Annotated in this window: 12 protein-coding genes; 7 read left to right on the top strand and 5 right to left on the bottom strand. The window is 62.1% G+C overall.

The window, feature by feature from the left end:
- Positions 1-6 precede the first annotated feature (6 nt).
- From NKH57_RS21770 to NKH57_RS21800, 7 genes are all read left to right on the top strand, one after another.
- The gene (locus tag NKH57_RS21770) at positions 7-342 is read left to right on the top strand and encodes a hypothetical protein (RefSeq protein WP_352947158.1); all 336 of its coding nucleotides are present in this window, start codon (positions 7-9) and stop codon (positions 340-342) included.
- Complete coding sequence (locus tag NKH57_RS21775) at positions 342-1,055, top strand: SCO family protein (RefSeq protein ID WP_352947161.1); 714 nt, start codon at positions 342-344, stop codon at positions 1,053-1,055. The genes NKH57_RS21770 and NKH57_RS21775 overlap by 1 nt, the downstream gene beginning before the upstream one ends.
- Positions 1,056-1,361: 306 nt before the next feature.
- The gene (locus NKH57_RS21780) at positions 1,362-1,835 is read left to right on the top strand and encodes a hypothetical protein (protein WP_352947164.1); all 474 of its coding nucleotides are present in this window, start codon (positions 1,362-1,364) and stop codon (positions 1,833-1,835) included.
- A 130-nt stretch (positions 1,836-1,965) separates the two neighbouring features.
- Entirely contained in the window at positions 1,966-2,412 is a 447-nt protein-coding gene (locus tag NKH57_RS21785; RefSeq protein WP_352947167.1) for a hypothetical protein, read from the top strand.
- Positions 2,413-2,678: 266 nt separating this feature from the next.
- Positions 2,679-4,538, top strand: coding sequence for an ABC transporter ATP-binding protein (locus NKH57_RS21790; RefSeq protein WP_352947170.1), 1,860 nt, complete (start codon positions 2,679-2,681; stop codon positions 4,536-4,538).
- Complete coding sequence (locus tag NKH57_RS21795; RefSeq protein WP_352947173.1) at positions 4,538-6,430, top strand: ABC transporter ATP-binding protein; 1,893 nt, start codon at positions 4,538-4,540, stop codon at positions 6,428-6,430. Before NKH57_RS21790 ends, NKH57_RS21795 begins: the two co-directional genes overlap by 1 nt.
- 211 nt (positions 6,431-6,641) lie before the next feature.
- Positions 6,642-6,974, top strand: a complete 333-nt coding sequence (locus tag NKH57_RS21800; protein WP_352730880.1) for a hypothetical protein — start codon at positions 6,642-6,644, stop codon at positions 6,972-6,974.
- A gap of 47 nt (positions 6,975-7,021) precedes the next feature.
- Here the strand turns inward: NKH57_RS21800 and NKH57_RS21805 are convergent, their stop codons facing one another.
- The 5 genes from NKH57_RS21805 to NKH57_RS21825 all read right to left on the bottom strand — a co-directional run bounded on the left by NKH57_RS21805 (position 7,022) and on the right by NKH57_RS21825 (position 11,801).
- On the bottom strand, positions 7,022-7,804 hold the full coding sequence (locus NKH57_RS21805) for an ABC transporter ATP-binding protein (RefSeq protein WP_352947176.1): 783 nt from the start codon (positions 7,802-7,804) through the stop codon (positions 7,022-7,024).
- Between the two features lie 10 nt (positions 7,805-7,814).
- On the bottom strand, positions 7,815-8,582 hold the full coding sequence (locus NKH57_RS21810; RefSeq protein WP_031260273.1) for an ABC transporter permease: 768 nt from the start codon (positions 8,580-8,582) through the stop codon (positions 7,815-7,817).
- 124 nt (positions 8,583-8,706) lie between these two features.
- Positions 8,707-9,714, bottom strand: coding sequence for an ABC transporter substrate-binding protein (locus NKH57_RS21815; protein WP_352947180.1), 1,008 nt, complete (start codon positions 9,712-9,714; stop codon positions 8,707-8,709).
- Between the two features lie 297 nt (positions 9,715-10,011).
- Positions 10,012-10,743 carry a histidine utilization transcriptional repressor HutC gene (gene hutC, locus NKH57_RS21820; protein ID WP_352947183.1) on the bottom strand — a complete coding sequence of 244 codons (732 nt, stop codon included), beginning with the start codon at positions 10,741-10,743 and terminating at the stop codon, positions 10,012-10,014.
- Between the two features lie 32 nt (positions 10,744-10,775).
- Positions 10,776-11,801, bottom strand: a complete 1,026-nt coding sequence (locus tag NKH57_RS21825; RefSeq protein ID WP_352947186.1) for a zinc-dependent alcohol dehydrogenase — start codon at positions 11,799-11,801, stop codon at positions 10,776-10,778.
- Positions 11,802-11,805: the final 4 nt, after the last annotated feature.

The raw sequence follows: 11,805 nt of genomic DNA on the forward strand, positions 1-11,805 counted from the left end.
TTCACTGTGACCACTACAGAACTGATCCGAGCCAATGAGGCCTCGTTCGGCCGCAATGTCCTCGCTTCGATTCGCTACTATCTCGGCGGCCGACGTGGCCTCCCCGCATTGGCGGCGGCCGTGATCGTCGCAGGCCTTGCATCCAACTGGAGCTGGCTGGCGGCGGCGGGCGTCGCGCCGCTGCTTCTCAGCGCTTTACCCTGCGTCGCAATGTGCGCGCTTGGCCTCTGCATGCACAAGATGACAGGTCGCGCCTGTCCGGGCGAAGACGGTTCCCCCAAGGCTGACGAGGTCACCGTTGGTCCGACAACGGTGCCCGCCGATCTGAAAGGCAACAGTTGATGCCAGTCCGTATCCAAGAATGGATGCATTTCCTGCGTTGCCTGATTTCCGTAGCTGCGCTGATTGTGGGCTTCGTCCACGGCGCGCAAGCGCACTCGCTCGAAGAACTCGACGCCATGCTTCAGGGCGACGAAAAGTATTTCCAGCAGATCGACAAACCCGCGCCAGACTTCACGCTGCGCACCGCAGACGGGCACATGGTGCGGCTGGCTGATCTGCGTGGCAAGGTTGTCATCCTCCATTTCATCTACACATCGTGCACGGACGTTTGTCCCTTGCATGCCGAGAAGATCGCCGAGATCCAGAAAATGGTGAACGGCACGCCGATGAAGGACCAGGTCACTTTTGTCAGCATCACCACAGATCCGACGAGAGACACGCCGGACGTGATGCGAAAATACGGGCCAACGCATGGGCTCGATCCCGTCAATTGGGCGTTCCTGACCACAACCCAGGACCAGCCGGAGGACGCTACCCGCACGCTGGCGGAAGCTTTTGGCCACAAATTTACCAAAACGGAGGACGGCATTCAGGCGCACGGCATCGTCACGCATGTGATCGACAAGGAGGGCCATTGGCGCGCGAATTTCCATGGCCTGGACTTCGCACCGATCAATCTCGTCACCTTGGTCAATGCGCTGACCAATAGCATCGAGCGGCCGCATCACGAACAGCAAGAGGGCTGGCTGGCGAAATTAAAGAACCTTTTCTGAAGCATCATCCGAAGGAAGGAGAACCCTATGATCTATAATTCAGGGCAATTCGGCGGAGTTTCCGGCAAAATGGCCCGTTCCCTCATGCTGGCCATTGCAACGCAGCCGCCAGGTGGCGCCGATCATGGCGGGCTTCGTCGTCAGCGACCAGATTTCCCCGGGCGCGACCGATCTTGCGACGATGAAGAGCCTGGTCGAGCAGGCCAGGGCCGCCAACTGAGCCAGATATCGCACCCCAGTCGACGAACGGTTCTGCGCGGCATTTTTGGGGCCGCCGCGATTATGGGCTTCCTCAGGGATACGGATTTGGCAATCGCCGCGGAGGATCCAGGCCTGGCGAGCCGCTTCAAAGACCTCAGCGAAAACGGCAACAGCACGTGCTCGGCCAAATTCACGGAATCGATCGCCACCATGCCGAGCACCTCGCGGATCAAGGGCTCGTGCTGCAGCCCGATGGAAATGAAGCGCTATGTCGAGCAGGTGACCGGCTTGGCCAGATACCGGGACATAGCGATGATCCCGAGCGATCCGTACGATATCCCGGCGGGCATCGCGCAGAAGATGATGCCTTACTACGATGTGAAACTCACCAGCACCGAACAGCAGACCTACGACTATGCGATGGCAAATTCCGAGGAGAAGGGTCCGTGCTGCTGCCAATGCTGGCGCTGGAAAGTGTATGGCGGCCTGGCGAAATACCTGATCCGCGAGCACGGCTTCATTGGCAAGCAGATCGTCGATGTCTGGGACCTGTCCGATGGCTGCGGCGGCGGCATGTGAAATTGTCGCGGCGTACTGACTTGCCGGTAACCGGAAGCCCGGAGTTCTACCGCCGAGATGGACTTCGGCGCTTCTTCGCATACAAGTAAATGCGTTTGTGCTAATATATCATCGCCATGCACCTTCGTGCGTGACCAACCAATGGGAGGACGCGATGAAAACCATGAATCGCAGGTCTGCAATTGCTCTCGGTATGACGGCCGCCGCGGCGACGCCTTTTTTTGCCCTGACGGCGTCCGCGAAGGTCAAGAAATACGGCCCGAAAGAAGGCAAGGAGATTGCGCCCGGTGTCAGACTGGTTGAGGTCGGCACCGGCAACTCCGACATTCCCGCCTACAAGAGCATCGCGATTGTCGACATAGTCTTTCAGCCCGGAGCACACGCCCCTCAAACCGTGATGGACAACGACATGGTCTGCACGATCACTTCCGGCGCGTTCACCATCAAGAAGGCAGACAAGGAATTCAAGCTCAAGACAGGTGACATGTACACCTGCTCCAAGGGCAAGACCGACGAGGCGACGAATACAAGCAAGGAGGTCGGTGTGCATCGTCTCGCCGTCCTGATACCTGCCTAGCAACTGGAACTCCGGCCGGACGGTTGGTTGCATCTCGTCCGGCCATCTCTTGCCTAACTGCGGCTGCCGGCCTCGTGGCCGATGGCCGCTACGAGCCGGTCCCGGCAATGCACCGGATCACACTCGCAGCATGTTGCTTCAGGCACAGTGCGCCGACGGCATTGGCTCTTGAACGGTGGAGCCGGACCCGCGTACCATCGCGCCATCTGAATTGAGTCTGCTTTATTAGTCCGGGCTAACGTCCGGATTGGTCTGGATATTTTCCTTTGAACACGCAAGCAATCGGCGGCGCGCCGGAGCGCGGCAAATCGTTTGCCCATGTGGCGGAAGCCTCCTGGGGCAAGGGTCTCAGCACCTTGCTCCGCATCGTGCGCATGACGCTGCGCCATCCCTGGCAGGTCGCCATCACCATCGTCTCGACCTTCATCGCCGCGACGCTGCAGCTTTTCATTCCGCGCCTGCTGGGACGCGCCATCGACCAGGCGCAGGGCGTCATGACCACGGGTGCCGGTGCCGCGGCAGAGCAGGCGCTGTGGAACACGGCGCTGACGCTGCTCGTCGTCAGCATCCTGCGCGGTCTCTTCACCATGGCGCAGAACTACTATGGCGAGGCTGTCGGCCACCGCACCGGCTATGAGCTGCGCCTGGCATTCTATGAGAAGATCCAGCGATTGAGCTTCTCCTTCCACGACAGGGTCCACACCGGCGATCTGATCACGCTCGGCCTGCTCGATCTCGACGGCGTGCGCATGTTCTTTTCCACCGGCATCCTGCGCGTCGTGCTGCTCGGCGTGCTGATCGGCGTCGGCGCCTATCTGCTGATCAGCACCGACCTCGTGCTCGGGCTGCTCAGCTTGAGCTTCGTGCCCTTCGTTGCCTGGCGATCCTCTGTCACCCAGCTCGCATTGCGCAGCACCTGGCTAACGTTGCAGGAGCGCCTCTCGGTGCTGAGCCGAGTGATGGACGAGAATCTCGGGGGCATCCGTGTCGTGCGCGCCTTCGCGGCGCAGCGGCACGAGCTCGAAAAATTCGACCGCGCCAAGCTGTCGGCATTGGAGCTTGCCAATCAGCGCGTCGACATCCGCGTCTCCAACACCAGCGCCATGAACTTCTCCTTCCTGGCAGCCATGGGCCTGGTGCTCTGGTTCGGCGGCCAGAAGGTGATCGCGGGCCAGATCAGCGTCGGCACGCTGGCCCAGTTCCTCACCTTCATGACCATCCTGCAGATGCCAGTTCGCCAGCTCGGCCTGATGGTCAACTCGTTCGCGCGCGCCTCGACCTGCGGCACGCGGCTGTTTGAGCTGCTCGACGCCGAACTCGACATCGAGGACGCGCCTGGCGCCAAGGACCTCGTCGTCACCGACGGCGTGTTGCGCTTCGACAATGTCGGCTTCCGCTACGAGGGCGCGGGCGGACGGCCGACGCTGTCGGGCATCTCCTTCGAGGCCCGGTCCGGTGAAACCATCGGCATTGTCGGCCCGCCTGGCAGCGGCAAGTCGACCATCGCGCACCTGATCCCGCGCTTCTACGACGTGACTTCTGGTGCGATCACCATCGACGGCCAGGATATCCGCAAGGTGACGCTGCAATCGCTGCGCAAGGCCGTCGGCGTCGTGCAGCAGGATGCCTTCCTGTTCACCACCTCGATCGAGAACAACATCGCCTACGGCAATCCCTGGGCGCGCGAGACCCGCATCGGGCAGGCCGCCGAATACGCCCAGTTGCACAATTACATCATCGGCCTTCCGGCTGGCTATACCACGGTGGTCGGCGAACGCGGCGCGTCGCTTTCCGGCGGCCAGCGGCAGCGCCTGACCATCGCCCGCAGCCTGATGCTGCGGCCGTCGGTGCTGGTCTTCGACGATTCCACCGCGGCCATAGACGCCGGTACCGAGCAGCGGATCCGGGCGGCGATGAAGCGCTTCGCCAGGGATCGCGTCACGCTCATCATCTCGCACCGGCTGAGCTCACTGATGCATGCCGACCAGATCTTGTTCGTCGAGGGCGGCCGGATCGTAGAACGCGGCACGCATGAGCAATTGCTGGCGCTCGGTGGACGCTATCGCGCGCTGTACGATCTGCAGCTGCGGCCGGACGACGATCGGCCCTTGGCGGGAGCCGCGTGATGTCGACACAGAGCGACGACGACAAGGAAGACACCAGCGGGCGGCCGACCAAGGCCGTCGTCGGCTCGCATCGCGACGAGGAAGAGGTTTTCGGCAAGGCCTACGATCCGCGCATCGTCAGGCGCGTCTGGAGCTTCGTGAGACCCTACCAGAGCCGCATTTTCATCTCGGTTGCCGCGGTGCTGGTGTTCACGCTGACGCAACTGGCGATCCCGCTGGTCATCCGCTACGCCGTCGACCACGGGATGACGGCGGGCAGGCTCGACCAGTCGGTGATGATCGCCGCGACCGGCGCGTTCACGCTGGTCATCCTCATCAACTATGCCGCCAGCTACGTGCAGGAAAGCGTCGTCGGCAAGGTCGCCGAGAACGTGCTGTCCGACCTGCGCCGTGCCATGTTCAGCCATCTGCAGCGTGTCTCGCTGAGCTTCATGGACAAGACCGAGGTCGGCCGGCTGATGTCGCGCCTGCAGGGCGATGTCAATTCGATGCAGGAATTCCTGGAGACGTCTGTCATGTCGGTGGGCGATATCGTGCTCTTGTTCGGCATAGTCAGCGTGCTTTTGTGGCTCGATTTCCGGCTCGGCCTGCTGACGCTGTCGACCATGCCGGTGCTGTTCGTCGTGCGCCTGTTCTGGCTGCCGCGCGCCAAGGTCGCCTTCATGGCCGCGCACGAAACCAACTCGATCGCCAACGGCGCGCTGGCCGAAGGCATTCATGGCGTACGCACGGTGCAGAGCCTCGAGCGCCAGCACGTCAATTTCGACCTTTACGACGAGAAGGTGCTGGCCAATCTCAATGCCCATCTGCGCTCGGCGAAATATGCGCAGGTGATGGTGCCGATCGTCGACACGCTGACCGGCATCGCCATGGCGACGGTCATCGTCGTCGGTGGTTCGATGGTGCTCTCGCACAGCCTCGATATCGGCGTCATGGTAGCGTTCCTGTTCTACATCCAGCGCTTCTTCGACCCGATCCGCTCGCTGACCATGCAATACAGCGTCATGCAGCGCGCCATGGCTTCGGGCCAGCGCATCTCCGAAGTGCTCGATGTTCCCGTGGACGTCAGTGACAGGCAAGGCGCCGTCGCCCTGTCGCGCGACATGGACGGCTCGGTCGAGTTCAGGAACGTCACCTTCGGATACCGGCCGAACCAGCCGGTGCTGAAGAACATCTCCTTTCGCGTCAATCCGGGCGAGACCGTGGCCCTTGTCGGTCCGACCGGGTCGGGCAAGTCAAGCTCGATGGCGCTGGTGCACCGTTTCTACGATGTCTGGTCGGGTCAGGTCCTGGTCGGTGGCCACGATGTGCGTGACCTGACGCAGGATTCGCTCGGCGATCAGGTGGCGATGGTGCTGCAGGAGCCGTTCCTGTTCTCAGGTTCGGTGCTGGAAAACATCCGCTATCACAAGACGAGTGCCAGCCGCGAGGAAGTGGTGCGTGCCGCGAAAGCCGTCGGCGCGCACGATTTCATCGAGAACCTGCCCGATGGCTACGACACCGAGCTCGAGCAGCGCGGCGGCAATCTCTCGCTCGGCCAGCGCCAGCTGATCAGTTTTGCGCGTGCGCTGGTGGCGGATGCGAAGATCCTGGTGCTCGACGAAGCCACGGCCAGCATCGATTCCTACACCGAGATGCTGATCCAGAAGGCGCTGGTCAAACTGCTGGAAGGCCGCACAGGGCTGGTTATCGCCCACCGTCTGGCCACCATCCGCGGCGCCGACCGCATCATCGTGCTGCAGAACGGAGAGAGCGTCGAAAGCGGCAACCACGAACAGCTGATGCAGGGGAAAGGCCTTTACGCCCGCCTCTACAACATGAACTACGCTTCGTTCGATGACATTTCTGGGGAAGAAATGGCAATGGACGCGGCGCTCGGCAAAGCGACCTGAGTGCGGCCGGCAGGGTTCGACCCGACAGATCGCCTGCTGCCCGTGCGTTTTCTGACAAGGCCTATGTGCGAGATCGCCTGAGTGAGGCAAGCGGCGATTGCGCAATACGGCCGTTGTCCAAAGATCGCTTGTCCCGATTTTGTGAAGGAACGTGTGGGTGCAGAATCCGTTTTCGTCCCGTGCATGTCTCGCATGAACAGGAGGCATCCTCATGAAACGGCAGATGATGCTCACCGGTGCCATTGTCTTGGCGGCCGCGAGCGCGATCTCTTTTAGCACTGTCGCCGATGCCGCGGTCGTCAGGCACCATTCTGTCCGCCATGCCGCGGCACATCGCGGCGGCGAGCATCGGCACGTGGTTCACCGGGAATATCTACGGACTGACGTGTGGGTTGGCGGCGGTTGGACGGGCGACAACTCGGCCGGTGACAATGCCCGGATGGACAGCTACTACAATGGTTACGGCAGCTACCATGGGTATGTCGGCGACTTTTGCGGAACCGTCGCGTGGACGCTCGGCCTATGCGGTCCCCACGGCCCCTGATTCCTGACTGATATGTGGGGCCAACGAATTGTTTGACCGCCCGGATGCTACGCCATTTCGGGACGTCTCGACGCCTCGCGGATCGCCTTGTGGACGCCGCGCTGCAAATCCATGAATGCCGGGCTTTCCATCACCTCTTCGCGGCGCGGACGCTCGATATCGACGTTGAACGTCTGCGTGATGCGCCCCGGACCGATCCCCATGACGACGATCCGGTCAGACAGATAAACGGCCTCCTCCACGTCATGGGTGACAAACAGGACGGTCAACCTGTGTTCCTCCCAGATCTGCGTCAGCAGCTCCTGCATCTGATGCCGGGTCAAGGCATCGAGCGCGCCGAAGGGCTCGTCCATCAACAGCATCTTGGGCCGATAGGAAAGCGCACGGGCGATGGCAACGCGCTGCTTCATGCCGCCCGAGAGTTCGGCCGGATAGCGATCGGCGCTGTCCGACAGCTTGACGAGCTCGAGATGCTCTAGCGCGATGCTGCGGCAGGTCGAACGGTCGTAGCCGGCGGCCTTGAGGGCAAACTCGATGTTCTGCCGCGCGGTCAGCCAGGGAAGCAGCGTGTAGGACTGGAAGACGACGCCCCGGTCGAGCCCCGGCTGCAGGATCGGCGCGCCATCGATGCTGAGATCGCCGGCGTCGAAATCCTGCAATCCGGCGACGATCGACAGTAGCGTGCTCTTGCCGCAGCCCGATATGCCGACCAGGGAGACGAACTCGTTGTCGGCAAGATCGAGGTTGATGTCGCGCAGCACTTCCTTGCGCCGCTCGCCCGTGCCGAAGCTCTTGTTGAGACCGGCGATCCGCAATTTGGGGGGGCTCATCGGCGGCACCTCATTGCGAGCGGCCCTCCTGCTTGAACAGCACCTTTTCCAACGCCTTCATGACCTGGTCGGTGATCAGGCCGAGCAGGCCCAAGAGCAGGATATAGCCGATGATGGTGTTGGTCTGGAAATAGCGCTGCGACACGGTGATGCGATAGCCAAGCCCGGATGTCGCCGCGACGAGTTCGGCGAGCACCAGCCAGGTCCACGCCCAGCCCAGGCTGATGCGCAGCGTATCCCAGATACCCGGCAGGGCGCTGGGGACGACAATGCGCGTCAGGATCTTGCGATCCGGCAGGCCGAGCGTGCGCCCAAGGCCGATGAAATCGGCGGGAACCCGTTTGACGTTGTCCATGATCATCAGCACCTGCTGGAAGAAGGTGCCGATGAAGATGATCAGGAATTTTTGCGTATCGCCGGTACCCGCCCACAGGATGGAGAGCGGCACGAAGGCGACGACCGGCATGTAGCGGATGAAGTCCACCAGGGGTTCGATGGCCGCTTCCCAGGAGCGGAAGCTGCCGATCAGAACGCCGATCGGTATCGACAGTGCCGAGGCGATGAGGAAGCCGATGGAAATGCGATACATCGAGGCTTTGAGGTCCAGCCACAACGTGCCGTCGGCCGCGAGCTTGGCTATCTGCGTCGCGACGCTGCCCGGCGACGGCAAGAAGATCGGCTTCACCCATCCCAGTCCGGTCGCCGTCCACCAGGCAAGGCCAAGCCCGACAAAGACAGCCACCGCGATCGTCAGAAAACGCGACCTGGCGATGGGCACACCGATCCCGGAGGATCGGCGGCGCCTCGCCGGTTTCGTGATAGGGCGTGGCGCGGAATGCGCCGGGCCTGTTTCCGCCGGTCGCTCCGCCGACATTTGCGTCACCACAGCGATCCGGCCTTGGTCATTCCGCCGCCTTGACGAAAGATGGGTCGATCATCTGTTCCGGCGTCACATCGGCCTGCAGCAGCTTGGCGTTCTTAGCGGCCGCTTCGACATCGGCGAAGGTCTTCGTGCTGAAGTCGCCGGTGAGCGCCGTCTTGTTCTCGGCAAGCGAGTAATAGCGCACGCCGTCAAAGGCGGTGTTGAGGTCCTTGACATCCGAGCCGACTGCCTTGGCAATGATGGCGCGGCCGCCTGATGTATCGGCTTTGTAGTCCTTGAGCGCCGCGTCCCAGCTCTTGATCATGGCCAGCACCTGGCCGGGCCGCGACTTGATCACCTCGTCGCGCACCACCAGCACGTCGCTGATCAGGCCGGGATCCTCGCCGGCGGTGAACAGCAGCTTGACGTCCTTGTTCTGCGCCATGGCGACAGTGAGGTACGGTTCATAGGTTACCGCGACCGGCACCTGGCCGGCGATCAGGGCGCCGCCTGCGTCGGATGCCGGCATCGGCACGGGCTTCACGTCGTCGATCGACATGCCGTTCTTGGCGAGCGCGTATTTGAGCAGGATGTCGCTCGTCGTGCCTTCCTCGAAAGCGACCTGCTTACCCTTGAGGTCCGCGATGGAGGTGACGTCCTTGCCGGCGATGATGGCGTCGGCGGTCATGGAGACGTCGAGCAGCAGCACGATCTTCACCGGCAGACCGGCCGCGACCATGCCCATCGCCGTGTGGGTGGCGATGTTGGCGGCATCGAGCTGGCCGCTTGCAAGTGCTGCATTGATGTCCTTGTCCTCGGCGAAGTTGACGATCTGGACGTCCGTCAGCCCGTTTGCCTTGAACAGCGCCTTGGCCTCGGCGACATGCCACTGGCCATAGCCAAGCCAGGGCTCGATGCCGATCTTGAACGACCCCGCCTCGGGCGTGGTGGGAATGGCCGCATCGGCCGCGTAGGCTGCCGGGGCGGCGGCGAGCCCGATGGCGGCGGCCATCACGAGCGCGCGAAATTGTCCTGTTAGGTTACGCATCATCTTTGTTCCCCTTGATGATCAGACCGCTTTTTCTAACCCAGGTAGCCGGTCTGGTGAGACTGCGGGTTTCTGCTCTTGCGGCACTGTGCCTCGGCGTCTTACCTGCCACCTCATGGTGAAGTGCGAGGATATTTCAGCGTCAGCAGGAGCGGATGTCAAGGCTAAAATACATACATGCATATACAAGTTGGAAGGGACTCAATTTCGACTTTGATCGTGCGCATCTGCCTGCCCTCAATACACGCAAAATACGTTGGCAACGAAACCTTTCCATTATGCGTCGCAGCGTTGCCGTCAGCTATTTTTGGAAGGGGAATAGCGGCTGCCGAGCGAATAGCGGCTGCCGGCATAAGTCAGCTTGCTGATCGTCGCCACCACCGCACCCGTCCATGTCCGGCGATGCAGGAAAAGGCAGCAGGCGCCGACATCGATGCCCAGGTGCCGCGCTGTCTCGGCATCCGCCGGGATCGCCGAGATGATGTGTTCGACCTCGGTCACCGGGGTTTTCTGCATGAGGTAGTCATAGGTCGCCGTCTTCGAAAAATCCTGCTTGTCATAATCGGGGATGAGGCTCGGATTGACGAAGCGCTCTTCCAACTGCACCGGCAGATCGTTCTCGAAATTGACGACGACGGAATGATAGATCGAGACACGCTTTGGAAACTCGAACGACAGCGCCAGTTCCTTTGTCGGCACGATCGTTTCGAGGACGAGGACTTCGGAACGATGCCTGTTGCCGCGCTCGACGATTTCCGCCGCGATGTTGTTGATCTCGATCAGCGTCGATTGCGGCCGCGGCGGTGCAATGAAGGTCCCCACACCTTGCAGCCGGGTCAGAAATCCCGCCGCGGTCAGTTCCCGCAAGGCCCGATGCACCGTCATCCGCGACACGCCGAGCGAAGCCACCAACTCATTTTCGGACGGCAGCTTGCGATCCTTGTTCCACTGGCCTTTTCCGATGTTGGTCAGGATGTAGTCCTTCACCTTCTCGTAGAGAGGGCTGGCCGTATCGGGCAAAGTGATCATTTCAAAAGTCCTTTCCGGCGATTTATCGGAAATCACGACTGCTCGACAGGTTGCCGCATGCGGATGATTGTTTTCAAGCCGTCGCTGCGCCCCGCCAACAGCCGCTCATAGGCGGCGGGAAGATCATCCAGGCCGATCTCTTGATCGATCAGTGCCAGCAGCGGTTCGCTGAGTTCACACAGCATCCGGACGGCCTCGGGCAGCTCGTCGGCAAAGGCGTGGCATCCCAACAACCCGATTTCGCGTTCGACCAGACTATTGGGGTCGATGTCGAGGCGGCCATGGAAGATGCCGACCATAGCTACCGTGCCGCCGGGATCGAGAACGCCGAGCAACTGGTTCAGTGCCGCGATGCTGCCTGTCGCTTCGACGGCCGCGAGCAACGGGGCATTGGCGGTAGCGCTGGCAATGGCATCCCTGTTCAGGTCGACGATCGTTGCCCCTGTCACCTGCGCCACCCGGGCGCAACGGGCCAGGTTGCGGTCGGCAACCAGCACGGTACCGGCGAAGGTGCGTGACAGCAGCAGCGCAGCGAGACCGCCGATGGGTCCACAGCCGACGACCAGCACGGAACCTGTCGTTTTCGGCAGCCGCCGCACCGCGTGCAGCGCCACCGCCAGCGGCTCGGCCATCGCCGCGACCCGCTCGTCGAGCGCGGCATCGACGGCATGCAAAAGCCGCGCGGGCAGTACCGCCTGTTCTGCAAATCCGCCGTCGCATATCTCACCCACGAAGCCCAGCGACGTGCAGAGATGCCGCCTCCCGGCGCGACATTGCGCGCAATCTCCGCACCAGAAACGGGAATCGGCAATTACCCTGTCGCCGACGACGAACGTGTCCACGCCCTCGCCAATGGCGATCACCGTGCCGGTCAGCTCATGACCGGCCGTCGAAGGCGACCGGCTTATCCATTGGCCCGTGCGGAAATTGTGCAGATCCGAGCCACAGATGCCGGCCGCATCGATCCTCAGCTTCACCCAGCCCGCATCCGGCGCGCCCGGCGTGGCGATGTCCTCGACGCGCAGGTCGCCGGGTCCGTAGAGTCGCGCGGCCTTCATCGCG

Source organism: Mesorhizobium sp. M1050, assembly GCF_040318715.1.
In the GTDB taxonomy this organism is placed as follows: domain Bacteria; phylum Pseudomonadota; class Alphaproteobacteria; order Rhizobiales; family Rhizobiaceae; genus Mesorhizobium.

Bases quoted from the DNA above. Each gene is read 5' to 3' on its own strand.
- NKH57_RS21795 (WP_352947173.1), top strand. From the start codon at position 4,538: ATGTCGACACAGAGCGACGACGACAAGGAAGACACCAGCGGGCGGCCG.
- NKH57_RS21800 (WP_352730880.1), top strand. From the start codon at position 6,642: ATGAAACGGCAGATGATGCTCACCGGTGCCATTGTCTTGGCGGCCGCG.
- hutC (WP_352947183.1), bottom strand. From the start codon at position 10,743: ATGATCACTTTGCCCGATACGGCCAGCCCTCTCTACGAGAAGGTGAAG.
- NKH57_RS21775 (WP_352947161.1), top strand. From the start codon at position 342: ATGCCAGTCCGTATCCAAGAATGGATGCATTTCCTGCGTTGCCTGATT.
- NKH57_RS21825 (WP_352947186.1), bottom strand. From the start codon at position 11,801: ATGAAGGCCGCGCGACTCTACGGACCCGGCGACCTGCGCGTCGAGGAC.
- NKH57_RS21805 (WP_352947176.1), bottom strand. From the start codon at position 7,804: ATGAGCCCCCCCAAATTGCGGATCGCCGGTCTCAACAAGAGCTTCGGC.
- NKH57_RS21815 (WP_352947180.1), bottom strand. From the start codon at position 9,714: ATGCGTAACCTAACAGGACAATTTCGCGCGCTCGTGATGGCCGCCGCC.